The 26,555-nt window shown below is 51.3% G+C and carries 20 protein-coding genes and 1 pseudogene; 9 read left to right on the top strand and 12 right to left on the bottom strand.

Annotation, left to right across the window (positions count from 1 at the left end; all coding sequences use genetic code 11):
* Nucleotides 1–69: 69 nt before the first annotated feature.
* A complete protein-coding gene (locus tag V7D78_RS05745; protein WP_333607482.1) occupies nucleotides 70–1,812 on the top strand; it encodes a S8 family peptidase in 1,743 nt (580 codons plus the stop codon).
* 93 nt (nucleotides 1,813–1,905) lie between these two features.
* Here V7D78_RS05745 and V7D78_RS05740 read toward each other — a convergent pair whose 3' ends face one another.
* Together V7D78_RS05740 and waaA are read right to left on the bottom strand one after the other, a co-directional pair.
* Entirely contained in the window at nucleotides 1,906–4,194 is a 2,289-nt protein-coding gene (locus tag V7D78_RS05740; protein ID WP_333607481.1) for an SEL1-like repeat protein, read from the bottom strand.
* Between the two features lie 126 nt (nucleotides 4,195–4,320).
* Nucleotides 4,321–6,303: a lipid IV(A) 3-deoxy-D-manno-octulosonic acid transferase gene (gene waaA / locus V7D78_RS05735; RefSeq protein ID WP_333607480.1), complete on the bottom strand. Its 1,983-nt coding sequence runs from the start codon at nucleotides 6,301–6,303 to the stop codon at nucleotides 4,321–4,323.
* Nucleotides 6,304–6,443: 140 nt separating this feature from the next.
* Here waaA and V7D78_RS05730 point away from each other — a divergent pair, with 140 nt between their 5' ends.
* On the top strand, nucleotides 6,444–7,352 hold the full coding sequence (locus V7D78_RS05730; RefSeq protein WP_333607479.1) for a glycosyltransferase family A protein: 909 nt from the start codon (nucleotides 6,444–6,446) through the stop codon (nucleotides 7,350–7,352).
* A gap of 45 nt (nucleotides 7,353–7,397) precedes the next feature.
* Nucleotides 7,398–8,327, top strand: a complete 930-nt coding sequence (locus V7D78_RS05725) for a glycosyltransferase (RefSeq protein ID WP_333607478.1) — start codon at nucleotides 7,398–7,400, stop codon at nucleotides 8,325–8,327.
* Between the two features lie 40 nt (nucleotides 8,328–8,367).
* On the opposite strand, the gene V7D78_RS05720 is transcribed toward V7D78_RS05725, so the two are convergent.
* The 5 genes from V7D78_RS05720 to prlC all read right to left on the bottom strand — a co-directional run bounded on the left by V7D78_RS05720 (nucleotide 8,368) and on the right by prlC (nucleotide 13,076).
* A complete protein-coding gene (locus tag V7D78_RS05720) occupies nucleotides 8,368–8,841 on the bottom strand; it encodes a peroxiredoxin (RefSeq protein ID WP_333607477.1) in 474 nt (157 codons plus the stop codon).
* A gap of 66 nt (nucleotides 8,842–8,907) precedes the next feature.
* The gene (locus V7D78_RS05715; RefSeq protein ID WP_333607476.1) at nucleotides 8,908–9,672 is read right to left on the bottom strand and encodes a class I SAM-dependent methyltransferase; all 765 of its coding nucleotides are present in this window, start codon (nucleotides 9,670–9,672) and stop codon (nucleotides 8,908–8,910) included.
* On the bottom strand, nucleotides 9,669–10,373 hold the full coding sequence (locus tag V7D78_RS05710; RefSeq protein ID WP_333607475.1) for a DNA-3-methyladenine glycosylase I: 705 nt from the start codon (nucleotides 10,371–10,373) through the stop codon (nucleotides 9,669–9,671). Before V7D78_RS05710 ends, V7D78_RS05715 begins: the two co-directional genes overlap by 4 nt.
* Before the next feature lie 29 nt (nucleotides 10,374–10,402).
* A complete protein-coding gene (locus V7D78_RS05705; RefSeq protein ID WP_333607474.1) occupies nucleotides 10,403–10,912 on the bottom strand; it encodes a hypothetical protein in 510 nt (169 codons plus the stop codon).
* Nucleotides 10,913–11,033: 121 nt separating this feature from the next.
* Nucleotides 11,034–13,076 carry an oligopeptidase A gene (gene prlC, locus V7D78_RS05700; protein WP_333607498.1) on the bottom strand — a complete coding sequence of 681 codons (2,043 nt, stop codon included), beginning with the start codon at nucleotides 13,074–13,076 and terminating at the stop codon, nucleotides 11,034–11,036.
* Nucleotides 13,077–13,288: 212 nt separating this feature from the next.
* On the opposite strand from prlC, the gene gorA reads away from it, so the two are divergent.
* The 3 genes from gorA (at nucleotide 13,289) to V7D78_RS05685 (ending at nucleotide 16,562) form a co-directional block, all read left to right on the top strand.
* Entirely contained in the window at nucleotides 13,289–14,644 is a 1,356-nt protein-coding gene (gorA, locus tag V7D78_RS05695) for a glutathione-disulfide reductase (protein ID WP_333607473.1), read from the top strand.
* 146 nt (nucleotides 14,645–14,790) lie between these two features.
* Entirely contained in the window at nucleotides 14,791–15,282 is a 492-nt protein-coding gene (locus V7D78_RS05690; protein WP_333607472.1) for a TspO/MBR family protein, read from the top strand.
* A 212-nt stretch (nucleotides 15,283–15,494) separates the two neighbouring features.
* A complete protein-coding gene (locus V7D78_RS05685) occupies nucleotides 15,495–16,562 on the top strand; it encodes a DUF3083 family protein (protein ID WP_333607471.1) in 1,068 nt (355 codons plus the stop codon).
* A gap of 13 nt (nucleotides 16,563–16,575) precedes the next feature.
* Here the strand turns inward: V7D78_RS05685 and V7D78_RS05680 are convergent, their stop codons facing one another.
* Together V7D78_RS05680 and V7D78_RS05675 are read right to left on the bottom strand one after the other, a co-directional pair.
* Complete coding sequence (locus V7D78_RS05680; protein ID WP_333607470.1) at nucleotides 16,576–18,651, bottom strand: GGDEF domain-containing protein; 2,076 nt, start codon at nucleotides 18,649–18,651, stop codon at nucleotides 16,576–16,578.
* Nucleotides 18,648–19,832 (bottom strand): sugar ABC transporter substrate-binding protein, encoded by a 1,185-nt coding sequence (locus V7D78_RS05675; protein ID WP_333607469.1) that lies wholly within the window; start codon nucleotides 19,830–19,832, stop codon nucleotides 18,648–18,650. The genes V7D78_RS05680 and V7D78_RS05675 overlap by 4 nt, the downstream gene beginning before the upstream one ends.
* 247 nt (nucleotides 19,833–20,079) lie before the next feature.
* On the opposite strand from V7D78_RS05675, the gene V7D78_RS05670 reads away from it, so the two are divergent.
* From V7D78_RS05670 to V7D78_RS05660, 3 genes are read left to right on the top strand one after another with little or no spacing between them, the layout of a single operon-like run.
* On the top strand, nucleotides 20,080–21,129 hold the full coding sequence (locus tag V7D78_RS05670) for a hypothetical protein (RefSeq protein WP_333607468.1): 1,050 nt from the start codon (nucleotides 20,080–20,082) through the stop codon (nucleotides 21,127–21,129).
* Nucleotides 21,130–21,152: 23 nt separating this feature from the next.
* Nucleotides 21,153–21,755, top strand: coding sequence for a hypothetical protein (locus V7D78_RS05665; protein ID WP_333607467.1), 603 nt, complete (start codon nucleotides 21,153–21,155; stop codon nucleotides 21,753–21,755).
* A 9-nt stretch (nucleotides 21,756–21,764) separates the two neighbouring features.
* Nucleotides 21,765–23,489, top strand: a complete 1,725-nt coding sequence (locus V7D78_RS05660) for a GMC family oxidoreductase N-terminal domain-containing protein (RefSeq protein WP_333607466.1) — start codon at nucleotides 21,765–21,767, stop codon at nucleotides 23,487–23,489.
* A gap of 5 nt (nucleotides 23,490–23,494) precedes the next feature.
* Here the strand turns inward: V7D78_RS05660 and V7D78_RS05655 are convergent, their stop codons facing one another.
* The 3 genes and pseudogenes from V7D78_RS05655 to V7D78_RS05645 all read right to left on the bottom strand — a co-directional run.
* Nucleotides 23,495–25,267, bottom strand: a complete 1,773-nt coding sequence (locus tag V7D78_RS05655; RefSeq protein WP_333607465.1) for a GGDEF domain-containing protein — start codon at nucleotides 25,265–25,267, stop codon at nucleotides 23,495–23,497.
* Nucleotides 25,268–25,469: 202 nt separating this feature from the next.
* Entirely contained in the window at nucleotides 25,470–26,126 is a 657-nt protein-coding gene (locus V7D78_RS05650) for a PEP-CTERM sorting domain-containing protein (protein WP_333607464.1), read from the bottom strand.
* Nucleotides 26,127–26,262: 136 nt separating this feature from the next.
* Nucleotides 26,263–26,555, bottom strand: a pseudogene (locus V7D78_RS05645) (EAL domain-containing protein); the annotation flags it as partial.

Here is a 26,555-nt window from a genome sequence, read left to right as displayed (position 1 = left end):
CTGTGGTGTAACAGCATGCAGTCATCCGTTCCAGGGAAGCCACTAAACAATAATAATTAAGAGAACATAATGACATCATTTCCATTTAAATTAAGCCGTCTGGCTTTACTTTGTTTACCAGTAGCCCTCTGTAGCAATCTGCAGGCTGAAGAACGAGCTGATTACAACGATGGTCCCGTTACCCGCGTTATTGTTAAATATAAAGACAACCACAGTGAGCGTATGAGCCAGCAGTTACCCGTCAGTGTTGGTGCCCTGCGTCGGGCCGCGCGCATGCAGGAAAAAGCCGAGCGTTTTAGCAATCGTGCCGGTAAGCGGGTACGTTTTATCAGAGAAACTGCACTGGAGCGCCATGCGGTTTTTGGTGCTGATCGTCAATTATCTAAGCGCGAAACCGCGACACTGTTAGCTGAGCTGGCCGCGGATGACGAAGTAGAATATGTTGAGGAAGATCAGCTGCTGCAGGCCGCTTTTACGCCTAACGACACCAATTATACCAACCAGTGGCATTATTATGAAAACACAGGCGGCCTGCGTGCCCCTGCAGCATGGGACAAAGCGACCGGCCAGGGCGTGGTGGTAGCAGTTCTGGATACCGGTTTTCGGCCGCATATTGATTTAAATGCCAACCTGTTACCAGGCTACGACATGATTTCAGATGCCTTTATCGGCAACGATGGCAATGGCCGTGACAACGATGCCCGCGATCCGGGTGATTGGACCAATGCCGGCGAATGTGGCAATGGTCAACCCACCTCATTCCGCGCTTCTTCCTGGCATGGTACCCATGTGGCCGGCACTATTGCTGCGGTAACCAATAATAACCGTGGCGTAGCTGGGGTCGCTTACAATGCCAAAATTGTACCGGTCCGGGTGTTAGGGAAATGTGGTGGCTATACCTCAGATATCGCTGATGGCATTATCTGGGCAGCCGGTGGCACTGTATCCGGCGTACCGGCCAATGCCAACCCGGCACAAGTGATCAACATGAGCTTAGGTGGCGGTGGCGCTTGTAGCACCACCACCCAAAATGCCATTAATCAGGCGCGTAGCCGTGGCGCTGTGGTCGTGGTCGCTGCCGGTAACAGCAATGCCAACGCCAATAACTTTAATCCGGGTAACTGTAATGGTGTCGTTAACGTTGCTGCCACTAACCGCCAGGGCGGTCGTGCCAACTACTCCAACTTTGGCACCAGTATTGACGTGGCGGCTCCGGGCGGACAAATGACCTCAGCTAATGATCCTAACGGTGTCCTCTCTACCTATAATACCGGTAGCACCACGCCAGGTTCAGATAGCTATGGTTATAGCCAGGGCACCTCTATGGCCGCGCCACATGTTGCCGGTGTAGCCGCCTTAATCAAACAAGTTAAACCTTCAGCCACTCCAGATGAAATTGAAACCATCCTGAAAAACACCGCACGCAGCTTCCCTGCAGCCTGCAGTGGCTGTGGTACCGGTATCGTTGATGCCAACGCGGCAGTAATTGCTGCTCAGGGCACAGCCAGTGGTGGCGGTGGCACCCTGACCAACCTGTCAGCGACCACCAATAACTGGTTGCATTACACCATTACGGTGCCAACGGGTATGAGAAGCCTTACCGCTGCTATCTCTGGTGGCAGCGGTGATGCTGATCTCTATGTGCGCCGTGGTGCCCGCCCCACGACCACCTCGTACAATTGCCGGCCTTATCTGCAGGGTAATAACGAAAACTGCAGCTTTACCAACCCGGCAGCCGATACCTGGCATATCAGTATCCGTGCTTACAGCAGCTTTAGCGGTGTTAGCCTGGTAGTGGAATACAAACCTTAATGCTTGGGTAATGCAACAACAATAAAACAGGGCGCCATAGGCGCCCTGTTTTATTGTTTAAACAATGTTATGTTACTTATTAAGCAACTTACATCAAGGGCTTAACAAACGCTGCAATTGTGCGCGGGCCAGAGGCTCGTTTTGCGCTGCGGCTAACTGAAACAGATCGCGGGCTTTAACTAAATCACGTGCCACACCGCGGCCATTTTCATACATCCAGCCAAGGTTATATTGCGCCACTGAGTAGCCCTGAGCGGCGGCCTGAGCAAATAACTCTACCGCTATTTTATCGTCGGCCCTCACCTGGCGGCCATTTTTATAAAACAAGCCCAGTGCGGTTAAAGCTCTGGGGACCTGCGCCTCACGCGCTTGCTGATATAACTGAAAAGCCCGGCGTTCGTCCTGCGGCACACCATAGCCTTTTTCGTACATCCAGCCTAAATGCGCTCTGGCCCGGCCATGGTTCTGCTCTACCGCTTTTTGAAACCACAACACCGCCAGTTCATCATTCTGCGCCACACCGCGGCCAGTCTCATAGCGTAAGCCTAAGTTAAACTGCGCATCAGCATCACCTTGTTCAGCCACTTTTTTATACCAGTATACCGCCTGCTCGTCGCTTTGCGGCACACCTCGCCCCGCTCCGTGCATAAAGCCCAGATTATATTGGGCATAAAGCTCACCCTGCGCTGCCGCTTGCTGATACCAATGCACTGCTTGCTTGTCATTTCCAGCGACCCCTTGCGCGTTGGCATAGCGCAACCCCACCAAATATTGCGCCGGGCCATGCCCTTGTTCAGCGGCTTTTAGCAACCAATTAAAGGCTTGCACCTCATCCGCAGCTATGCCGTTACCATTGGCATAGCTCAGGCCAAGTTGATATTGCGCTAAGGCAGAGCCCTGGTTCGCTGCCAACTTAAATAACTCAACCGACCTGGGTAAATCCTGACTGCGTCCACGCGCTTCACTCAGCATAATACCTAAATAGTAACTGGCATCGGCATCGTTCTGTGCTGCCGCCCGCTCCAGATATTCCTGCGCCCGGCTGGTATTGGCGCGAACGCCCCGACCTTGTAATAAGCTTACGCCTACTTCACGTTGCGCTTGCAGCAGTCCGCGATCAGCAGCCAGCAAATAAAAGTTATATGCGCGCTCATCACTTTGCGGCACACCATTGCCTTGCTGATACAACAACGCCAGTTGCCAAGCCGCCCGCGCATGCCCCTGCGCTGCAGCTTGTTGCAGCAGGTTTACAGCCTGACTGACATCTGCTGCCACGCCACGGCCTTGTAAGTAGCGGTTACCTAACACAAATTGCGCATCTTCATCGCCTTGCTCTGCAGCTAATTGATACCACCTGGCTGCGGCAGCATCGTCTTGCGTTACCCCACGGCCACTGCCATACATAAAGCCCAGATTATATTGAGCCAACACATGCTGCTGCTCTGCAGCCTGTTTGTACCAATAGACCGCCTGAGTGTAATCTTGTGAAATACCTCTGCCATTGGCTAGTAAGGTAGCCAAATGGTATTGCGCAGCAGCCATGCCACGCTCAGCAGCTGCGGTAAACCAGTAAGCAGCATTAACATAATCTGTTGGCACACCGTGACCATTGGCATAAAGCGCCGCTAAATTAAATTGGGAATCTGTATCGCCATTTTCTGCCAGTGGCAGCCAATGCTCAAAGGCTTCAGAATAGTTTTGCCGGCGAAATGCCCGCATGCCGGTAGCAAAATTGGCATTGGCTAAGCTTATCGAGCTGGTTTGCTCCGGGGCCGGATTAATAGCGGTAGTGCTTTCGGCTATTGACGCCTGCTGTAGTTGTGGCTCAGTTGCCTGCGCCACTTCCGTGACTAAGGCTTCTTCCGGGACGTCATCAGGCTGTTGCTGCAGACGTAATACCGTAGCGGGGTTAGAGGGGCCAACAGGCAGTGCTTCCACCGTACCCGTGTAGGCTACTATAGCACTGCGAGGCTCGGCTATAGCGGCTACTGTTGTCTCATCAGCTGTCGCTTCCGCTACTGGCACGCTGGCAGCAACTGTCTGCTCAACCACAGCTTGCCGTATTTGAGCAGCGGCTTGCTCGATATCACGTTGTGCTGCACGCTGGTCAATAAAATCGGTACCGCCTGACGCCGACTGCTCCAGCCAATAGGCTGCCTGCAATGGGTCCTGCTCAACACCATGACCTAATGAGTATAATCTGGCCAATTGTAACTGTGCTTTAGGCACACCCTCCAGAGCAAGATCCTGGAACAGACTGGCTGCTTCCTGATATTGTCCCTGTTGATATAAAGCCATAGCACGTTCAAAGTCTGCCGTTTGATCTGCCAGCGCAAAAAAACTCGCCGCATACATTGTTATTATTATTTTATTTAGCCGCATAGATGCCCTCCAGCGGTCAGTTATACCAAAGAAGCTGGCATACACCAAGTGCTGAATGCAGGCTGAGCGTGCAGCAAATAACCAAATAACTGCGGTAAAGCGCAAGATATATGGGTTTAGCGGTTTTTAATCATTGTGATAGCCTTGCAATAACGCCGTCCAATCCTGCAGCTGCCAATAAAAGCCGGGCAACCTGGCTTGCTCTTTTAACAATGAGCGCTTTAAGCGGGCCAGGTTGTGTTGCTGCCATTTGCCAGGCTCTCGCCGGCCACATTTATCAAAGTCCAGTAGCCACACCTTAGCGGCGCTATCGAGCATAATGTTGCGACAGTTTAAATCGGAATGATAGACCCCCAGTCGGTGCATCTGGGCTATGGCTTTGCCGACTGCCTGCCATTGTTGCGCAGTGATCTGCTGCTGTTGCAGTATCGTCGCTAAGTCCTGACTGTCCGGGATCAGTGCTATCAGTAAATCAGCCTTGTACATTAAACCGCAGCGCTGATAACGTGCCGCCACCGGCCTGGGGACTGCCAGCCCCTGTGAGCGCATCCAGCTTAACAAATGAAACTCCTGCATGGCGCGGCTTTTGGCTACCGGCTGCCAGAAAAAACTGTCGCGGCTGAGTTTAGCGATTAAGCCACCACGATAATAATGCCTTAGTACCAACTTATGCTGATCATGCTGCACAAAGTAAGCGGTATTGCGGCCACTGGAGCTACCAACAATGGCCTGTTGCGCCTGCCACCACTGGTGTTGAAACTGCCCGGCAGTGATATCTATGAAAAAATCTTCATCGTACCAAAAGTGGTTTGCGCCTTGTTGCTTGGTCTTATACTGCATACGCGCTCCCCATATAGCTTGTATCACCGCTAAGCTTTTTGCTGTTGCGCCCTGTTGCTGTAAAAAAAATGTTTGCGCCCGCTGCCCCTGCGCCTGGCGTAACGGCGCATCTGCCAGTAATTGCCGGGTATTGACTAACAACTCTGCGCTATCCGCTACCAGGCTCACCGCCTGACGCTGCTGCAATTGCCGGTAGGCATCATTAAAATTAAAAATATGTGGCCCGCTTTGCACCGCCTTAGCAAAACTAATAGCCTCCAGCGGGTTATGACCACCGCGCGCAATAAGGCTGCCACCAATAAACACTAAGTCTGCCAGCTGATACCAGGCCAGTAACTCGCCCATAGAATCCCCCAGCGCAATATCAATGTTGTTATCGGGCAGGGTGTCGCTGCTGCGCCGCCATAGCGTTAATCCTGCACCAGTAACCAATTTGGCCACGGCATCAAAACGCTCAGGGTGGCGCGGCACCATAAATAGCATCAGCGTTGGAAATTGCTGTTTTAACTGCGGGTACAGCGCTAGTAACTGTTCGTCCTCACCGGCATGGGTGCTCCCTGCTACCCACAGCAAGCGCCCGGCAAAAGCGGGGGCAAAGCGCTGCAGCAAAGTGTGCTGCGTGTCGGGTATTGCCAGTTCAAATTTCAGGTTACCCATCACCAACAGCTTACCGTTATAACCCAGCGCCTTAAAGCGCCTGGCGCTGGCATTATCCTGAGTCAGTAAACAGCTAATCTGGTTCAGTAATGGCTTTGTCAGCCAGCTAAAACGCCGGTAGCCGCGCGCCGATCTCGCTGATAAGCGGGCATTCACCAGCAGCACAGGAATGGCCTGCTGTTGACATTGTCTAAATAAATTTGGCCACAGCTCAGTTTCTACGATAATGAGCAGCTTTGGCTGTAAAGCCGCTAAAAAGCGTGTTACCGCTTCCGGGTAATCCAGCGGTAAATAGCAATGTTGTACGTTGTCAGCAAAACGACTGCGGATGGTGGCAGTGCCGGTTGGCGTGGTGCAGGTCACTGTAATGGGCGTGTTGGGGTAATCTTTACGTAATTGCTGGATCAACGGCGTGGCGGCAATCACCTCACCAACCGATACCGTATGCACTACTATACCGCCCGCCTGTAAAGGTAACTGGCGCAGGCCAAAGGCAAACCGCTCAGGTAGCCGCTGCCGGTAAGCCGGATCTTTACGTGAGCGCCAAAAAAAATACAGCAATAACAGGGGCAGCAGCAGATACAGCGCCAGTGTATAAAACAGCCTAATCAAATCTGTAACCCCGGCATTTAGCTATTTCCTGTAGTTTGTGCTTCCATCAGCTTAGGGTTAAGTTTACCATCTACACTTATTGAGCATAGCGCTTCAAGCTAATATTTCTGTTTTATCACATTATTTATCAGGCCCATTACATGAATCATCCTGCTGATGTTAAACAAGATAGCCTGTTCAGCCGAACTCTGGAACTCGCTTTACGCTTTGCCGCCTCAGGCTTATTGCCGGGCCGCTGGTTTATTAACAACAGGCCAAAAGCCAGTGAACTGACCGCGCGTTCAGGCCATCTTAAACTGGAAATTGTCAGCCATTGCTGGAATTACGCGCGCTTTTTAGCTTATCAGCTGGCTTCTATTGCTAAGTATCCGCCCACAGCCTGCAGCTTACACTTTACGCTGTTTTATTCAGAGCAAGACTACAAAACTTGTGAGCTTATCAAGCAATATCAGCAGCTTGAGCTGCCTAATGTCAGTTGGAATTTTCAAGCCTTAGCCACACCTAAATTGCTACGCCGGGCCATTGGCCGTAATAAGGCGGCGAAAACCAGCAGTGCAGACTGGGTCTGGTTTACCGATTGTGATGTGTTGTTTTTTGAGAACTGCCTGGACAGCCTGGCGCAACAGTTGCAAAACCGCCAGCAGTTACTGGTGTTCCCGCGCACCCTTAAGGCCACGGAGTTACTGGAAGCGGATGCCAACTTACTGACCGAGCAGGTAGATTTAAACAGTGATATTCGTAGCACCGAATTTAAGTTACGCCATTACAAAAAAGCCACTGGTCCTATTCAGATAGTGCATGGCGATGTCGCGCGGCAATGTGGTTACTGTGACTCGCTGAGTGTTTATCAACGGCCTAAACCGGTATGGGTGAAAACCTACGAAGACCGGGCGTTTCGCTGGTTATTGGGCACCGATGGTGTGCCTATTGAAATTGACAACCTGTACCTGATCCGCCATGTGCAAAAAGGCCGCTATCAACCAAAAAGCCGGCTATCTGCACTGCGCAGAATGAACCGGCGTATCAAAGCAGCCTTGTTTAATAAATAACGCAGATACATTTTTAAGTCATATCTTATAAGAGCAAGGCATAGCATGAGCAGAACACCAAGAAAAAGCCTGAAACACGCCATCAGTTGGTGGTGGCAAACCCGGGTAATGGGGTTATTACGGATCCGTTTGGGTAGCAGCGTGAAACGGCAACTGGCAAAACCGCAGCAAAGCATCCATTTTAACAAAGATGCCGACGAGCTGGCACCAGCTAAAAGCAGCGGTATTACGGTCATTTTAACAGCTTATCGCCGCGCCAAATATTTACCTGATCAAATTGCCGCGCTGCGGGCACAAACAATCCCACCCGATGAAATCTGGGTATGGTCCAACCGCAGCGAACAAGAATTGCTTGACGTGTCTGATCTGGCCGATCGGGTAGTGGTATCCAACAGTAATTATCTGTTTTGGGGCCGCTTTGCGCTGGCCAATTTAGTGCGTACCCGCTATGTGGCATTTTTTGATGATGATGTGTTACCGCAACCTAAATGGTTTGAGAGTTGCCTCAACACTATTGCTGCCGGTTATGACGGTATTTTAGGTGGTTCGGGCGTTATTTTACCGCCAGCAGGTGGCTACTCGAATAAAAATAAAGCAGGCTGGAATGGCTTACACAGTAACGAGGTTGTCGCAGTGGACCTGGTTGGGCATGCCTGGTTTATGGATAAAACACATTTAAAATATATGTGGTTTGAACAACCGTTGCATTGGGAAAATGGCGAAGACATCCATTTGTCTTACATGGCACTGAAGCACGGCGACATTAAAACTTATGTACCGCCGCATCCGGAGCATGATCAAAGCATCTGGAGCTGTCGTCCAGACTTTGGCAAGGTGGTTGGCAGAATGGATGTGGCAACCTCAAAAACCAAAGATCACCGGCCTTTGCGCACAAATATTGTTGATCATTATCGGGCAGACGGCTGGACTATTGTTAGTTGCCTTGAGCAAAACGACGGCTCTACTGGCAACTGAAACACCCTCCTGGCATTGGCATGCCGGGAGGGTAATACACTTACAGCGCCGCTAAAATCACTTCGGCTTTGCTGACTTCAAAGGTTTTTGGCGGTTCAACGTTTAACAGTGTGACCACGCCGTTATCGACCACCATCGCATAACGTTGTGAGCGCAAGCCACCAAACTCACCGGTTTCCATAGTCAGACCAATGGCCTGATGAAAAGCGGCGCCACCATCAGCTAAAAAGGTGATCTCTTCTGCATTCTGGCTTTTTTTCCAGGCGTTCATGACAAAAGCATCGTTTACCGCTACACAGATAATCTCATCTATGCCTTTGGCTTTAATTTGATCGGCCAGGGTAATATAGCCCGGTAAATGTGCAGCTGAGCAGGTAGGCGTAAAAGCACCTGGTACGGCAAACATCACCACTTTTTTATTGGCAAAAATCTGGCTGGTAGTCGGGTTTAACACCCCTTCTTTAGTCAGTTTAGAAAAACTGACTTCTGGTAACTTATCGCCTACTTTTAACATGATCCCATTCCTTTATTTTAATGAATTAAAACGCCACAACACTCTGGGCTTAAACCAGCCTGTACTTCAGCTAATAGCACTATTGACGTAAACATCGAACCTGTTGTTTTTACCGCTGACCGACATCGTCGGTTTTGCACCGGCTAAAAAATCAGCATAACCCGGCCGTTTTACCACGACCCGCTTTTGCGCCAGTTTCAGTGCCGGCGCTAACAGCGCATCGGCATCATCGTCTCTGCCCACCACATCATGAAAGGCGCGCATCTCTTTTTTGACCAGGGCGCTTTTGTCGCGCGGTGGAAACATCGGGTCTAAAAACACGACATCGACCGGCGGGCTGTCCGCTAATGCCTCCAGGGCAGAGGTATGTCTTAAGCGCATCCGCGCCAAGAGCTCGCTTAGCTCAGCATGCTGCTGCGCCCGGCGCAAACCATCAAATAACAAGGCGGCCACCGCTGGGTTACGCTCAACCAGGGTAAGGCTTGCGCCAAGGCTCGCCAGCACTAACGCATCACGGCCCAGCCCAGCTGTAGCATCCAACACCGTTAAAGCACGCTTTTTATTTAGGCCTACCGCCTTAGCAATAGCTTCAGTTACTCCGCCACCATGAGCACGCCGGTAACTGGCAGCACCACTGGCAAAGTCGACCACTATGGCACTTTGTTTGGCTAACTGCTTATTCAGTAAGCCCAAACTACCGTCTTGCAACAACAAGTGCCAACCATCGGCCTTTAGTGCACGTTCAAGCGCAAATACATGGCACAGCTCCTGCGCATAAGGCTCAGACGCTGGCTCATGGCACAGCAGCGGCACAGTGAAAGGCAGGTTCATTGCTGCATGCCTACGCTGTTATCACCCACACTAAATGCCACTATCTGGCTGATTTGCTGCAAACTCAGCCCCGATTGCTCTTGCCACAGGTTAAATTGCTGCTGTATTTGCTGCAAGCTGCGCTGGCTGTTAATGCCACCATCAAAGACGCCATAAGCACGTAAATAGGCTTCAATATCCTGCGTCAGTAAAAAGGTGTCTTTGCCAATGGCTCTAAGCGCATAAGGGCCGGTATTGCCACCTAGCCTGGCACCGTGCTTTTTTAAATAGGCCCACAAACCAATAATGTTGTCGCTGGGCCAATCAGCGATAAAGCGGGCAAAGCTGCCGTAATCCTGCAGTACATCGTACATCATCAGCGCATTAGCCCTAATGGTAAACACTTTATTCAGATTGCGGATAATGCGCGGATCAGCAGCTTTTTGCTCCAGCATCTCATCACTGAGCAACAATACTTTTTCAATATCAAAATCAAAAAACAGCTCACAAAAACCCGGCCATTTTTGCCTTACCACGCGCCAGACAAAACCCGACTGAAACACTTTTTTGCTTAGCTCCGCCAATATCAGGCTGTCGGGCAAGCGGGCAAGCTCAACGCTGGACAAGGGCAGGCTAGTCAGTGCCGCCACGGCTGCCGCACCACCTTTACGATCGCAGGCCCGCTGATAAATGGCCGCAAAGGGCTCTGCTCTGTTGCTCATACCACTCCGTGAGTAAACCTTAAAGGCTGCTAGTAGCTGCTATGCTGCACCAGCTTGCATTGGCCGCCGACCAATTCTACTGCCGGCTCGGTCACGACCGCACAATCAGACATCCGGCCTAAGCGCATGTTTTCGGCTTCGGCAGCGGCATTGTAAGCGGCAATTTTGCGCAAAATATCGCCTTCATTGCCATCTTTAGTCGAGTAGGCTACATAGCCCGCCGGTCCGCCACAAGGCTTATGGCCAAAGGCCGCTACCCGGCACTGGCTGTTATCATCAGCACGGGCATCGCCTATCAGTGCCAGCGCTTCACGACGTAATACGTTTGGATCAGCATCAACACTCAGTGTCATTTGTTTATCCCTCGCTTTTACCGCAGCCAGCGGATTGGCCACCGGATCTATCGCTTCCACCAAAGGCGCCGGCGCGACCCGCGTCTCCTGCTCCGAGACCGCCTGCTGGCAACCACTCAGCCCCAACAGCAACAGCGCTGCGGTTGCCGTACAGTGGCTAACGACATTTTTTTTAAGCTTGTTCATGCGTGCCTCACTTAAGTTGTTGGTCAGTGGCGGGCCGCTTCTTGTCAGCAAGGCCTCTGTGATATAGCAATCCTGACAGAGCAACACTGAATAAGCAATTAATCCATGATTTGTTAACTGCTTAACCGGCTATACCCATATGTCGCAACAAGGCCTCATTGGACGGCTCACGGCCGCGGAAGCCTTTAAATAGCTCCATCGGTTCGGCACTGCCACCGCGCTCTAAAATCCACTGTAAAAAATCGTGGCCGGTATCGGCATTAAACACGCCTTCTTCTTCAAAACGGCCAAAAGCATCCGCCGACAGTACTTCAGCCCATAAATAACTGTAATAGCCAGCGGCATACCCCCCGGCAAAAATATGGCTGAAACCATGTTGAAAACGGTTAAAGCGCGGCGGTATGATCACCGATACCTCAGTGCGCACTTCATCCAGCAATTGCTGCACCCGGCCACCAAATTCTGGCTGGTATTCGGCATGCAGCCTGAAATCAAATAAGGCAAATTCCAGCTGTCGTACTAAAAACAAGCCTGACTGGAAGTTTTTCGCTGCTAACATTTTATCCAGTAAATCCTGTGGCAGCGGCTCAGCGCTTTCATAATGGCCAGATATAATGGCCAGCGCTTCAGGCGCCCAGCACCAGTTTTCTAAAAACTGACTAGGCAGCTCTACCGCATCCCAGGGCACGCCGTTAATGCCAGCTACCGCTGCAGCATCCACCTTGGTCAGCATATGGTGCAGGCCATGGCCAAACTCATGGAATAAGGTCACCACTTCATCATGGGTAAACAGCGCCGGTTTGCCGCCAATAGGTTTATTAAAGTTACAGGTTAAATAAGCTACCGGACTTTGCAACTGACCATCACTCAGCCAACGCCGGCCGCGGCAATCATCCATCCAGGCGCCGCCTCGCTTATGCGGCCGCGCATATAAATCCAGATAAAAGCTACCCCGTAGCTCACCCTGTGCATCGGTAATATCATAAAAGCGCACATCCGGATGCCATACATCCACCCCCTCGCGCTGGGTAATGCTGATCCCAAACAACTTATTCAGTACACTAAACAGGCCACTGACCACTTTGGGCTCAGGAAAGTATGGCCTGAGCATTTCATCAGATATCGCATACTTGGCTTGCTTCAGTTTTTCGGCGTAATAACTGATATCCCAGGCACACAATTCAGCGGCGCCCTGCCCGGCGGCAAAGGCGGTTAGCTCAGCCAAATCCTGCTGTGCCTGCGGTTTGGCGCGCCGGGCTAAGTCATGTAAAAAATCCAGTACCTGAGACGGGCTGTCTGCCATCTTGGTGGCCAGCGACTCCTCCGCCGCGTTATTAAAGTCCAGCAGTTGCGCCAACTCGTGTTTCAGCGCCAGGGTTTCTTCAATGATGCTGCTGTTATCAAACTGGCCCGCGGTTGGCCCCTGATCAGACGCCCGGGTACAATAAGCGCTGTACAACTCCTGGCGTAAGGCGCGGTTATCCGCGTAAGTCATCACCGCTATGTAGCTGGGGAACTCCAGCGTAAACACCCAACCACTGAGCTCTCTCCGCGCAGCTTCCTCTGCCGCTGCCGCCACGGCATCTGCCGGCAAACCGGCTAAATCGGCCTCAGCGGTGATGTGCTTAAACCAGGCCTGAGTGGCATCCAGCGTGTTGTTTGAAAAAGTGGAGCCCAGCTCAGACAGCCGGGCCTGAATATCACCATAGCGCTGCTTTTTATCGGCCGACAAACCAATGCCTGATAACTTAAAATCACGCAAGGCTTGAGTTATCACCTGCTGCTGCGCCGCGCTTAACGTCGCAAATTCGGCGCTTTGCGCCAGTTGCAGATACGCCTGATACATGCCCTCATGCTGCCCAAGCCAGGTGCTGAACTCAGATAACAATGGCAAGCAGCTTTCGTATGCTGCACGTAATTCAGGATTATTAGCCACGGAATTTAAATGTGACACCGGCGACCAGAGCTTAGCCAGTCGGTCACCACTGTGCTCTAAACGGGCAATTAAGCCTCGCCAGCTGCAATCACCACTAGCTAACACTTGCTCTACCGCGGCACGAGCCTCGGCAATAGCCTGCTCTACTGCCGGTTTCACCTGCTCGGGGCGGATTTTTGAGAAAGGCGGTAAATCGGTAAATTGTAGTAGCAGATTATCAGCAGACATAATGGCTCTCTTAATGGCGGTGTGAGTAATGACGTTGTAAAAAAGTAGCGACATGAGCAATCATCGCCTGATACAAGCTTCAAGGCTTATTGTTGGGCACCAGACGCAGATTTTCAATAGCGACGCATGGCTTAACCATCGACCTTATCTTGTTTTATCAGCAGAGCAACCCTATATCTGTTTCATCATCCAGCCAATTTTTGGAACCCATTATGACCCGACATTTTCAATACCTGTCTATCGGCGGCGGCAGCGGTGGCATTGCCTCGGCTAACCGCGCAGCGCAACGCGGTGCCAGCGCAGCGGTAATAGAAGCTAAAGCTGTCGGCGGCACCTGCGTTAATGTCGGTTGTGTGCCGAAAAAAGTCATGTGGTACGGCGCCCATATCGCCGAAGCCATCAAATATAGCCAGGCTTATGGCTTTGATTTACAGCAACAGGGGGTTAACTGGGCCACACTGGTGAAAAACCGCGAGGCCTATATTCAGCGCATTCATCAAAGCTATCAAAAAGGCTTTGCCAACAATGGTGTTAGCTTTATTGAAGGCTTTGCCCGCTTTGTTGATGCCAATACCGTAGAGGTCAATGGCGAGCGCATTACTGCAGATCACATTACCATCGCCGTCGGAGGCCGCCCCACGCGCCCGGAAATACCCGGCGCTGAGTATGGCATAGACTCAGACGGCTTTTTTGCGCTAAACAGCCAGCCCAAAAAAGCCCTGGTGGTGGGGGCAGGCTATATCGCCGTAGAAATCGCCGGCGTACTGCATGCCCTTGGCAGCGACACCCAATTATTAGTGCGTGGCGACAGGCCGCTGCGCAGCTTTGACAGCGACATCACCGACATGCTGCTAGAGCGTATGGCGCAAGATAAACTGCCACTGCAAACCCATACCAATGTCACTCAGGTTAGCAAACAAGCCAACGGTAACCTAAGTGTCAGCTGTGATAACGGCACGGTATTCGATGACATTGACTGCCTCATCTGGGCCATTGGTCGTGAGCCGGCGACCGACAGCTTAAACCTGGCCGCAGCAGGGGTCATCACGGATAAAGAGGGCTATATCCGCACCGACACATACCAGAATACCAATATTAAAGGCATATACGCGGTAGGCGATATCACCGGCGAAGCCCAGCTTACCCCGGTCGCCGTAAAAGCTGGCCGCTTGTTGGCCGAGCGCTTATTTAATCCAGCCATGCCCGATGCGCACATGGATTATTCGCTGATCCCTACCGTGGTCTTCAGCCACCCACCTATCGGTACCATTGGCCTGACCGAAGCAGAGGCGCAACAGCAATACGGTGCCGACAAAATTAAAATATACCGCTCCAACTTTGCCGCCATGTACAACGCCATCACCCCTCACCGCGCGCTCAGCCGTTTTAAACTGGTGTGTGCCGGTAAAGATGAGAAAGTAGTCGGCTTGCACGGTATTGGCGAGGGCATGGATGAAGTATTACAAGGCTTTGCCGTCGCGATGAAAATGGGCGCTACTAAAGCCGATTTTGACGCCACCGTAGCACTGCACCCGACCAGCGCTGAGGAATTCGTCACCCTGCGTTAAACACCTCGGGGTGTCAGGCCTTGCATTTTGCAGTTGTTAACAACTGCAAAATGCAAGGCCTGACCCCACTGGTTGGCAAAAGAGGGTTGATCGAATTATCTGGCGTTACGTAATTAGCGCTATGTTTGCTAAAGGCTGGATGAGCTATGCACCTTGCGATGATTTTGCGTCAAATACTGATGTTAGTTGTGTTTCTGGCCGCCACCTATCTGGCCGCCGCGCTGGGGGCACTAGGTTCGATCAATGCACCCGGCTTTTATCAGCAATTGCAGTTACCCACACTGGCACCACCGGCCTGGTTGTTTGGCCCGGTGTGGACCCTGCTGTATACCTTAATGGCCGTGGCCAGCTGGTTAGTATGGCGCAGCGCCGGAGCCAAAGCCCGGCCGTTACTGGTATTATATGTGCTTCACCTGATTGTGAATGCCAGCTGGAGCTGGTGCTTTTTTGCCTTGCAGCAGGGCGCGCTGGCGCTGGTAAATATTGTCGTGCTCTGGCTGATGATCGCCGCGCTGCTATTCGGCTACTGGCGGCTGCAACGTCTGGCGGCATTATTATTGGTACCTTACCTGTTATGGGTCAGTTTTGCCCTTTGGTTAAATCTGCAATTATGGCAACTTAATCCCAGCTTACTCTGAGCCTTTGTGCGCAGCCACAGCGGCAAAAGTGCAAAACTTCAGCAACTTTAGTGTTCACTGCGCTAAAATGTTGGCACAATAGGCACCGCTATGGGCAGGCTAACGGCAATCGCCGCGACCAAAGCATACCGGATACAACTTTGCGCCAAAACAAAGTTTCTCCGTTGCAGCTTTATATAATGCCCGCCAGTTATTCATCAACAGGAGTGATCATGCCAGTCAGCAGCCAACATAAAGTGTATTTGCCAGCCAATGCCAAATCGAACCAGTATATTCTGGCCGAAATCAAAGCCACCGCCGAGCTGTACCAGCATTTTGCCGATGATCAGCAATGCTACCAGCAGCTGAGCCAGCAATTATTCACGCTGGCTGAAAAAAATGGCCTGCATAACGTACATTTAATCGCCAATGACAAACTGCCGGTGGTACGATTTCACACTGAAGCTTTTGTGTTTCAAACAGCTGAGCAAATTTTGTTTTTCTACAACCCGTCTTACCACGAAGCGCAAAACCTGTTCAGCCAGCCTGAACATCGCGCCCGTAAAATTCGGCTGTTGTTTTTAGCCACTAACGATGAAATTCGCGCCAATGCCGCTGTCTTTCACCAGAAAGTGCAGCAGCTACTCGCTGAGCTGCAACCCTTGCTGCCGGTTCAGGGGTTAAAAATCAAAATTCGTGATCACCAGCATATTTCTTACGACTTACTGGCCAAAGCCAAGGGCAATAAAGAAAGCTATGGCTACAAATTACGCGCTATTGCTGCGCGCTATAAGACCCGCCAGTTAGATTTACCTGAGCACAGTGCGCTAAGCTATGCCCATATCACTTTGCCGCTGAGCCGTGATTTAAAACAACAGTGTGGCATTGCCGACACCCTGGATTACAGCCCGCTGTATCAGCAACTGGAAAGTCAGTTAAAAAGTGCAGCAGCCAGCAAGCAGCTGAACCGGGTGGCCTTTGTCGCCAATGGCTTAACACCGCTGGTACGTAACTCTAAGTTTGATCAGCCTGAAACCACTGCCGAACTGCAATTATTAGGCTTTGACCCGGCCAACCAGGCCGCACAATTTATCAGTGACTGGCAGGGCGATAATCTGGTAGAAGCAGTGCATATTCTGGTGGTGGCCGGTAACGAAGATGTCACCGAAATTGGCTTTGGTCGTTTTATGAACCAGGTGGAGGCCGCTCTGCGTAGCTTCAGCACTAATATCGGTTTAAAAGGCGACAAGCAAGATTTAATAGTGCGTTTTCATCAGCATATCAGCTACAGCCAGGACTAAACAGTCACTCCGGCTAAGCCTGTAATTTACGCTGCTGCTTATATTGATACATACGCTGATCCGCCAGCCGGATCAGCTCTGCATAGGGGTCTTGTTCAGTACAGGCCGCACCCAGACTAAAGGTTACTGCTAAACGTAGCCGGCCATCTTCGGCCGGCACCGTTAAATACATTGCCTGCATTGAATCCTGCAAGCGGCTGAGCAAACGCTGGCAGGCGGCCAGGTCACTGTGCAATAAAATATAAAATTCATCACCGCCAATACGGGCAATCACATCTTGCTCGCGGCAACATTGCTGTAATTTCGACGCCACCAGTTGGATCAGTTGATCACCATATTCATGGCCATAGTGATCATTCATCTGCTTTAAATTATCTACGTCTATCACTATGACGGCCAAACTCTGGCCGGGGTCAGCTTTATGCTGCTCCAACGCCGCTAAAAAAGCTTTATCAAAATAATGGCGGTTACCCAGGCCCGTCAGTGCATCGGTATTGGCAAAACGCTGCAGTTTTTGATGTAAGCGTAACTGATCCAGCACTGTCGCCAGTAAGCGACTCATGATAAAAAACACTTCGCGCTCTGCCGCACTCAGTGCTGGCCCGAGCAAGGCCAACTGACCACACACCGCCTGGCTGGCATCACGTATTGGCACCAGGGTCCAGCAGCTCTGCTCAGCGGCTTGTTGCCGAAATTCAATCTGCTGATATCCCCACTCACTGCACTGCTGTATAAAAGGCAAGGTCGCCAGCTCAGCATGAGTAAAACGCTGCTGCGCCGAGGCATTGCTCTGGCGGTTGAGTAATACCGCCGCTTGCAAATGGCCAAACTGCCTTTTTAGGGCCTGCACCAGGGTCGTCAGTAGTTGCTCTTCGTTATCCGCGCGCTGAATATCTACCGTTAGCTGCATTAAACCCTGCATTAACTCACTTTGCGTGCGCAGTTGCTGCACAGACTGCTCCAGCTCAGCAGTACGCAGTTTAACGTTATGCTCTAAATTGCTATTGGCCTCATGCAGCTGCTTAAACTGACCTTGTATGGTTTGGCCCATGTTGCGTAGCAAGGCCACCAATTGCTGCACCTCGTAAAACACCGACTGCTCGGTACTGGCCTGATAATCGCCGGCAGCCATGCGTCCGGTGAGGGTTTGTAACTGTTGCAGTGGCGATGTCATGCGCCGGCCAATCAGCCAGGCGGCGAGAACTATCACCAGCAAAAATGCCAGCGTTAACAGTAAAAAATTGTCTAAGGTGTGACGCGCCGACACCAAATGCACCGACTCTGGCCGGCTCAGTTGCAGTTGCAGCTCGGGGTTGGCCGGATCCAGCGCATAGTGCAGTGACTGCTGCACCCGGGTTATCGCCTGCCCGCTGCTGTTCAGCTCAGCCTGGTACCAGCTAAAACCATGACTGGAAAGAGTAATGCCAGTGGTGCTCAGATCAATATTGGAGCGGCTGGCCGCATATTCAATCAACCGTTGCAGTTGCACAAAGGCCAGCAGCACGCCATCCGTGGTATAGGTTTCGGCAATGGCGCCACCGGTTAGTGAAAACACTGGCTGCGCCAGCACCAGATAGTGTGCATCAGTGCTGCCACTGATAGCAGCCAGCTCCGCGGAGACAAAACGGGTGATTTTCGGAGATACTGCAGTAATTTGCCGGTTATAACGGCCTTTTAAACTGGCCTGAGCAAAACTTTCCAGTGCCGTTAGCGGTACCCTCAACAAGCTGGAGGGCACCACTTCCATCGCAAACACATCCTGGTCCAGCAAGATCACCCCCTGAACCGGCGCAAAGCTATCGCTGTATTGTTGCATTTGCTCAACAGCACGCGCCGCTACAAAAGACACGGTTGCAGAGCGAACTACAGCCCCTTGCTCACTTAAGCGCGATAGCTGTAGCTGCATTTGACCCAGGCTACGCTCCAGCTCGACCGCCAATTGCTGAGCTTCACGTGTTAGCTGAATTTCGCCCTGGCTGATGGCCTGAGCGGCAAATTGCCATAGCAGATATACCGACAACACACCGGCAGGTAGCATAGCCCAGAGCACCGTTAAGCCAATAAGGGTATTACGAAAGCCAAGTTTCATATGCCGTCTTTTGCCAGTTCGCGTTCGGTGAGGCGTTGCATCAGCCTGGCCGCATCCTCGGCGCTCATCACTCCATTTAAATAGCGCTCCAGGCCTTTGGTCATACTGCCCCAGGCATAGGTCATTGCAGGCTCAACCGGTAATGGCGCGGCCGCTAACAACTGCTCAAATATCACAGCATGCTCAGGAGCCATGCTGGTTTTGGCATCGGCAAAGGCCTGGCTTTCCACCGGAAATACTTTTAACTCCTGCCACAAACGCTGCTGCACCGCTGGGCTTTGCATAAAGCGCAGCAGCTGCAGTAAATCGGCTTGTTTTGCTTTAGATAACCCCTGATTAGGAAACGCCAACACATGAGTCGAATACATCGGCTTGAGCGCTTTATCCTGCCAGGCCGGGAGCATGGCAATGCCAAGCTTATCGCCAAGCTGCGTCATAAGTTCACGCAACACCCAATCGCCATTAATAGTATATGCCATCTCACCGGCTTTAAATCGGGCAAAACTGCAGTCATAGCCGCAGCTTTCATCCACTAAGCCCTGATCACGCAGGCTGCGGTATGCGGCCAGCGCGTTTACCATCATGCGGCTATCCAGCGTTAAACGGTTATCGGTCATAGGCTGGCCGCCCATTGCCGATAAAAATGGCAGCAGGTAGTACACCTGGCCATAATCCCAGCCAATGGCATTAACGCCAGCCTGGTGCAATGCCGGTTGCTGAGCCTGTAATTGAGCCCAGGTTTGCGCTGGTTGCTGCACCAGCGCCTTATTGTAAAACAGCATTAAATGGTTACCCTGCATTACCGGGGCGCCGTAAACCGTGCCGTTAACCCGGGCAGTATTCCACACCGCCTCACTAAGGTTGGTACTTTGTTGCAGCGTCTCGGGAATAGCGCTAAAGCCCATAATGCGATATAAACCCAGATGATCAGCCGGGATCAACACCACATCAGGTGGGTTGCCTTTTTCAATACTCTCCACCATAGATACTTTGATATCATCCTGATTTTGCCAGTAGCGCTGTACCTTAATGCCGCTACTGGCAGAGAATTCATCAATTAAGGCGCCAATAGACTGGCTTTCAAAGGTATAAGCAAAGCGGATAGCTTGTTCACTGTAGGCCAGTGGACTGCAACTCAGCAGCCACAAGCTTAACCATGCGTACAATATTCGTTGGGTCATTCACTACCTCTTTGCTTTTTTATTGTTGTTATCAGGCCACGTCAACAGCACCAACAGCACCAACAGCCAGGTCAGTATGCCATAAAGATGTACCCCATATCCAGTCAACATTTGTTCATTAAAGCATCAGTTTGTTAAAAGCATGCCGCTTTTTCGGCGGCACTAGCCGGCTGTGAATTTTGTGCTACGCTAATGTATAACCTGTATCAGGATTTAGCCCCGCATCAGCCCCAATAAGGAGCCGGCTATGTCAGTACCGCCAACAGGGCAGCGAGCCTATACCGAGCGGATACTGCCCTTTACCACCGAGGATGGCGTCAAGCTTAACCTGCATAATGTGCGTGGCAGCACAACACCGCATAAGGGGCCCGTGCTGTTGGTGCATGGCGCCGGAGTTCGCGCAAATATTTTCCGGGCACCGGTGCCAACCAGTTTAGTCGACGCCCTAATCGATGATGGTTATGACGTATGGTTAGAAAACTGGCGCGCCAGCATCGACTTTGCCCCTAACCTGTGGACTCTCGATCAAGCCGCCCGCTACGATCACCCCAAAGCCGTTGAAACCATAGTAGCCGATACCGGTGTAAGCAGGATAAAAGCGGTGATCCATTGCCAGGGCTCCACCAGCTTTACCATGTCGGCCATTGCCGGCCTGGTGCCCGCAGTCAGTACCATAGTCACTAATGCGGTATCGCTACACCCTGTGGTGCCAAGCTGGTCACGCTTTAAACTAAGCTATCTGGTGCCGCCAGTAGGGCTGATAACACCCTATCTTAACCCACACTGGGGCGAACATGCGCCAACGATTCCGGCAAAACTGATTAGCCTGATAGTGCGCCTTACCCACCACGAGTGCGATAACGCGGTCTGTAAACAAGTCAGCTTTACCTATGGCAGTGGTTTTCCGGCGCTTTGGCGCCATGAGAACCTGAACGACGCCACCCACGACTGGCTGAAACAAGAGTTTGGCCATGTGCCACTGCGCTTTTTTAAGCAAATTAACCGTTGTGTGCGCCGGGGTCACCTGTTGTCTTATCAACCGCTTGACGGCCTGCCTGACGATTACACCGCCGCCCCACCAAAAACCGATGCGCGCTTTGCCTTTTTTGCCGGTGAGAAAAACCTGTGCTTTTTACCGGAAAGTCAGTGTCGCAGCTTTGCCTACTTTGACCAGCTGAACCCGGGGTATCACAGCCTGCATCTGCTACCCGACTACGGCCATTTAGATGTATTTATGGGGAAAAACGCGGCAGTGGATACCTTCCCACTGATTTTGGCAGAGCTGAATAAAGACTAAACCGGCAATATAAGGAGAGTAGCATGCCAGCGCCAGGCTTAACCTTTAACGAAACCATGAAAGGTGGTTTTTCACTAAACGCCACCGATCCAGCCGATGGTTTGCAGCAAAGCCAGCAGGCAGGCAGCGCATTGGCGATGCATGCCACTGTGGACATTGACGAGATGGCCGCCTTTATTGCCGATCGACAGCACAGAGGCCAGCTGAGCGGCAGCATAGATTTCGCGCCGCTGGGTATGGCGATGCCAGCGCACTCTGGCGTATTTCACCTGTTTAAACCCACTGATGACCCCAGCCTTACGCTAATGGTATACGAGCTGGCATTTGAACATCAGGGCCAGGCTTATTATCTGGCCGGGCGTAAAGAAGTACAGCAAGGTTCGGTGTTTAAGCTCTGGCATGAAACCACCACGCTTTATACCTTGCTGCATCAAGGCACAGATGCCTCAGGCCCGGTAATTGGCGCCGGTATCTTAAGCCTGGGGATGATTGATTTACTTAAGCTACTCAGCACAGTCACGGTAACCAAAGCCGATGGTTTTACCGCTAAAGTTAAAACGGTCAGTGCTTTTACTGGCTTTTTTGCCCGGCAGTTATGGCGCACTTATGTCAGTCGCAAAGCCTAAGGGGACAACATGGATATTCAGTACGATTATGAAGCCATAGTGATTGGCAGTGGTTTTGGTGGCGCCGTGACTTGTTGTCGTCTGGCCAAAAAATGGCCGGGTAAGGTGATGTTGCTGGAGCGTGGCAAGCGCTATGGTATGGGCGAGTTTCCGCGCTCACCGCATGCGATGGCCCGCAATTTCTGGAACCTGCCCCCAGAGCAACGACCACGGCCGGGTCAGCTGCAACAAGAAGAGCAACATGGCTTATTTGATATCCGCAAATTTAAACAACTCGATGCCGTGGTCAGCGCCGGCTATGGTGGTGGCTCACTGATTTATGCCAATGTGTTTTTAGTACCTCCGGCGCATATCTTTAACGACAACTGGCCTGGCAGCACTAAGCTGGATGCGCTAACCCCCTATTATCAGGTGAGTAAACAGGTGTTAGGCGCCAGACCCATACCGCAAAGCACTGAGCCACGCCGGCAAATTATCCGCACCGGCTTATTTCAGCAATTTGCCAAAGCCGATGGCAAACCCTCGCAGCTACTGGATATCAATGTATTTTTTGGTAATGACTTTAGCCAGCCCACTGCCATTGGCGAGCAGCAACGCAATCGCTATGGCGCTTTGCAAACCTCTTGTGTGTATTGCGCCGAATGCGATGTCGGCTGTAATACACACTCTAAAAATACCGTCGATTTAAACTACTTATTTGTCGCTGAGCAGCGCTATCAGGCACAGATCCGCACCCAAGTGCTGGCCGAAAAAATTGTGCCGCTTAATGCCGTGGGTACTGAAGATACCAACGCCAATGGCGAACATGGTTTCCGGGTATACTGGAAAGATTTAACTCAGCAACATCAACTGCAAAGCGCGCTAGCCCGCCGGGTGGTAGTCTCAGCCGGCACCCTGGGCACTAATGAGCTGCTGCTGCGCTGTCGTGACCTTCATCACAGCTTACCGGCGCTAAGCCCGCAACTGGGACAGCACTTTTCTGGCAATGGTGACTTTTTATCCTTTGTGGTCGGCGGCAAAAAACCGGCCGATCCCAACTATGGTCCGGTGATTACCCAGGGCATTGATCATCACCTGTATCAGGATTTTAAAGCCGAGCAGGCTTTTATGCTGGAAGATGCCAGTTACCCCAACTTTGCTGCCTGGTATGTTGAGGGCATAAAACCCGGCAGCTCTAAACTGGCGGCACTGTTGCGCACCCTGCGCCTGAGTTTAAACCGTTTCTGGCAGGGCGGCAGCAATGGCCAGCTCGGTTATGCGATGAGTGAGCTGTTAAAAAATGATCTGTCTTACCACACCAGTGTGCTGCTGTGTATGGGGCTGGATAAAAGCGATGGCGTGATGCAGCTGGATAAACGCGGCAATTTGCAACTGGACTGGCCCTACAAAAACAGCATGCCACTGTACAAGGCCATTACCGATACCGGCGAGCGCTTTAAAGACTGGTGCCAGGCCAAAGCCTTTGTGCCTATGCCAAACTGGCTGTGGCCAATGCGCCGTAATGTTACTGTGCATGCCCTGGGCGGCTGCCGCCTGGCTGACAACACTGAGCAGGGCGTGACCAGCGCCGATCCGGCCAGCTTTGGCCAGGTGTTTGGTTATAAAGGCTTATATGTAGCCGATGGCGCTTTATTGCCCGCCGCAGTGGGGGCTAATCCGGTGGCGACCATTTGCGCGCTATCAGAGCGGGTGGCCGAGGGCATAACCGGCATAGTGCCTGACGCCAATTTATGAAGCACTCAGGGCGTATCGGCCGCATCCGTTGTGCTGCTGGGGCCACGGCGGCGGCTGTGAAAGATACTGGGGCCAATAGTTTTTTTCGCTTGCCGTTTAGCTGCGCTCGCCAGCTCAGACACATCATGCTGGCTATGGCAAAGCTCGGGGTCGGGCTCAACTACGCCTATTGATAACGATATCAACGGGTAGTGCACCGGCTGCCCTTGCCGGTCCAGCGTGGCGCAGCCACCGGCGGCCAGATGCTCATCACGGTAATAATATTTAACCCGCTCGCTAAAGCGTGCCTGAATACGCGCCAGCGTGGCCATGGCATGGTGGTGATTAAACACCACAATAAAATCATCGCCGCCGATATGACCAATAAAGTCACTGCGGCTATCAATCTCACTTTGGATAATTTTCGCCAGCAGCTCAATCACTAAATCGCCTTTGCTGTAGCCATAAATGTCGTTATAGGGCTTAAAAAAGTCGATATCTATATAGGCCACGCTAAAGTCACGGCCCTGCTGCAGCAAGGCATCGATATGCAGGTTTAGCGGCACATTGCCCGGCAATAAGGTCAGCGGATTGGTGTAACGGGCAAAAAACACTTTGTTTTCGCTGATTTGTTTTAATACTTTGCGCACTGAACCCAGGCCATAATATCGGCCCTCGTCGGTGATCAGAAAATGCAGGCCAGCGTCGTCAGCATCATCGCTGATAAGGCTGCTGACATCGTCTATCGACAGGCTCTTATCAACAATCAGTGGCGCCTTTTGCATGCAGTACTGAATGGCTTTTCGCTGATACAGTGCCCTGCCAAAGGTATGCGAAAAATGCTCATGTAATAGGCTGCGGCTGACCACGCCTATAGGCCGCTGCTGGCTATCTACCACAGCCAGGCAGTGCAGGCTTTTATCTTTGGCAAACAGCTCAGCGACACTTTGTGCCGGTGTCATATAGGACACGGCTGGTGGCGTGCTTATCACCGGCTCCAACGTCTGGTTCAGCTTCAGCTGGCTGCTTAACGGCAGTGGTGATAACACCGAGGGCGGGCAATGCAAAAACTCGGCATGTGGCCGGCCCAGTAAATAGCCCTGACCATATTCGGCGCCGAGCTCGCGACACATTTGCAGCTCTTCGCTGGTTTCTATGCCCTCAGCAATAATGCTGGCGCCGGTGTCTTTGGCGATTTCGATGATGTTTTTGACAAAGGCTTTTTTTATCGCATCCTGATGCAGCTGATCAATAAAATAGCGGTCAATTTTAACTATATCCGGTTGTAGTTCTGACCACAGCTTAAGGCCGGAAAAACCACTGCCTAAGTCGTCTATCGCAATTTTAAAACCAAACTCGCGATAATGTTTTACCGCATTAATAAACAGTTGAGTGTCTTCTACCTGATATTGCTCTGACAGCTCAATGACAATTTGCTCAGGTGCCAGCCCTGCCGCTTCAATCATTTTTTTGGTCAGGCCCGAGGGGTGATCTGAGGTCAGCAACAGCAGCGGGTTCACATTTAAAAACAGTAACCCCGTGGCCTTGGCGTTAGCAAAGGCATTAATGCTCAGCTCACGGCACAATAGCTCCAGCGGCTCCAGTAAATTAAAATTAACGGCGGTTTTAAATAAATTACCGGGTGAGTGCAAGGCACTATTCGACGGCCCGCGAATAAGGGCTTCAAACCCCAGGCTCTGGCCATCGGCCAACCGCACTATCGGCTGAAACAAGGGTGTCAGTAGCCGGTGCGTCAGGATTTTTTGCAGTTCGTCGCGATGATAATCACTTAACGCCAAGCCGTATACTCTCTCATTTAGATTGGTTATGTCAGCGTTCCACGCCAGTTATCAGCATCCTGCTTTTAACCTGTGAGCATAAGGCTGTTTTATGACGGCAGTATGACAAGCAGTGACAGCGTTAGCGGCATCAGCGCTATAAATACAAAAAAGCCAGCATTGCTGCTGGCTCAGTTTGACACCGCAAAAGGTGTTATTGACGCTATGCTTGCTTGCCACGCAAGCGGCGACTACCAACTAAAGCCAGTAAGCCCAGACCAAAAGCGGCCAACGTTGCTGGCTCCGGTACCGCTTGTGTTGTTTGGCCGTTTTGTAACGCTACGACGCTGATACCATCTAAAAAGTTACCGGTTGAGCCGTCATTCAGTGAGGTAAAGCGTAACAGGGTATTGCGGCTATTCGCAGTAAACACGCTGCTGAACGTCGTCCAGCCGGCAGTAGTGTGGTCATTAAATACCCAACTGATATCGGCCAGATCTACTTTAAACTGCTCACTGCCGTTATTACGGGCACGATAGAAAAAGCTGAACTCATATTGCTGGCCAACATCAGTAGCAAATAACTGAAAAATAGACCAGGGGCCAGCGTTATTAGGGTTAACTGAGTCTTTAATACCATGGGCATTCAGCTCAATAAACTGGTTGCCACTGGCAGCAGTAACGCCTTGCAGAGCATTCCAGATTTCAATATTACTGCCTTCCCAACCCGCTACCTGCTCACTGATAAACACTTTCCAGTTGCCCGGGTTAACGGTGTTGCTTTCAAAATCGCCGTTGACGATCAATGTAGCCTGACTGCTAAAACTGGCTGCTAACAAACTAGCGGCACCTAACAGCATACGAATAGGTGTACTGAACATTTTGGTCCCTCAAAAATAATTGATTAAAAAGCCAGCTAAGCATATCAGCTTGCCAAATTTTTAGAAACAGGTGTTAACGAAAATAATCAGCAAGATGCTGTAACAGCTGCTGCTTAGGCACAGGTTTAGAAAAATACTAGCCTTGAAATAAGCTGCACCCTAATTTTTTCAGCAAGGCTAATGCCCTGAGGTTTCCACGCCTTCGGCCACTACCGATAATCCTAAGCCTTTAGCCAGTAAAATAATGGTAGAGACAATTTTTTCATCTGAGACGTCATTTTCAATGTCATATACAAAGCTTTTGTCTATTTTTAGTTCGCTTAACGGTAATTTTTTTAAATACGCCAAAGATGAATAACCTGTGCCAAAATCATCTAAATAACTGATCCTAACTCTGATACACCCGCTGCAAGCCATGACCGCCTCCCG

It is taken from the genome of Arsukibacterium sp. (assembly GCF_036735525.1).
GTDB lineage: Bacteria > Pseudomonadota > Gammaproteobacteria > Enterobacterales > Alteromonadaceae > Alishewanella.
The sequence above is the reverse complement of the archived record's forward strand: the minus strand, read 5'-3'. Positions and strand labels throughout refer to the sequence as shown.

Excerpts from the sequence above, each read along its gene's own strand:
- V7D78_RS05745 (WP_333607482.1), top strand. The coding sequence starts at position 70 with ATGACATCATTTCCATTTAAATTAAGCCGTCTGGCTTTACTTTGTTTA.
- V7D78_RS05740 (WP_333607481.1), bottom strand. The coding sequence starts at position 4,194 with ATGCGGCTAAATAAAATAATAATAACAATGTATGCGGCGAGTTTTTTT.
- V7D78_RS05730 (WP_333607479.1), top strand. The coding sequence starts at position 6,444 with ATGAATCATCCTGCTGATGTTAAACAAGATAGCCTGTTCAGCCGAACT.
- V7D78_RS05725 (WP_333607478.1), top strand. The coding sequence starts at position 7,398 with ATGAGCAGAACACCAAGAAAAAGCCTGAAACACGCCATCAGTTGGTGG.
- V7D78_RS05720 (WP_333607477.1), bottom strand. The coding sequence starts at position 8,841 with ATGTTAAAAGTAGGCGATAAGTTACCAGAAGTCAGTTTTTCTAAACTG.
- V7D78_RS05715 (WP_333607476.1), bottom strand. The coding sequence starts at position 9,672 with ATGAACCTGCCTTTCACTGTGCCGCTGCTGTGCCATGAGCCAGCGTCT.
- V7D78_RS05710 (WP_333607475.1), bottom strand. The coding sequence starts at position 10,373 with ATGAGCAACAGAGCAGAGCCCTTTGCGGCCATTTATCAGCGGGCCTGC.
- V7D78_RS05705 (WP_333607474.1), bottom strand. The coding sequence starts at position 10,912 with ATGAACAAGCTTAAAAAAAATGTCGTTAGCCACTGTACGGCAACCGCA.
- prlC (WP_333607498.1), bottom strand. The coding sequence starts at position 13,076 with ATGTCTGCTGATAATCTGCTACTACAATTTACCGATTTACCGCCTTTC.
- gorA (WP_333607473.1), top strand. The coding sequence starts at position 13,289 with ATGACCCGACATTTTCAATACCTGTCTATCGGCGGCGGCAGCGGTGGC.
- V7D78_RS05690 (WP_333607472.1), top strand. The coding sequence starts at position 14,791 with ATGCACCTTGCGATGATTTTGCGTCAAATACTGATGTTAGTTGTGTTT.
- V7D78_RS05685 (WP_333607471.1), top strand. The coding sequence starts at position 15,495 with ATGCCAGTCAGCAGCCAACATAAAGTGTATTTGCCAGCCAATGCCAAA.
- V7D78_RS05680 (WP_333607470.1), bottom strand. The coding sequence starts at position 18,651 with ATGAAACTTGGCTTTCGTAATACCCTTATTGGCTTAACGGTGCTCTGG.
- V7D78_RS05675 (WP_333607469.1), bottom strand. The coding sequence starts at position 19,832 with ATGACCCAACGAATATTGTACGCATGGTTAAGCTTGTGGCTGCTGAGT.
- V7D78_RS05670 (WP_333607468.1), top strand. The coding sequence starts at position 20,080 with ATGTCAGTACCGCCAACAGGGCAGCGAGCCTATACCGAGCGGATACTG.
- V7D78_RS05665 (WP_333607467.1), top strand. The coding sequence starts at position 21,153 with ATGCCAGCGCCAGGCTTAACCTTTAACGAAACCATGAAAGGTGGTTTT.
- V7D78_RS05660 (WP_333607466.1), top strand. The coding sequence starts at position 21,765 with ATGGATATTCAGTACGATTATGAAGCCATAGTGATTGGCAGTGGTTTT.
- V7D78_RS05650 (WP_333607464.1), bottom strand. The coding sequence starts at position 26,126 with ATGTTCAGTACACCTATTCGTATGCTGTTAGGTGCCGCTAGTTTGTTA.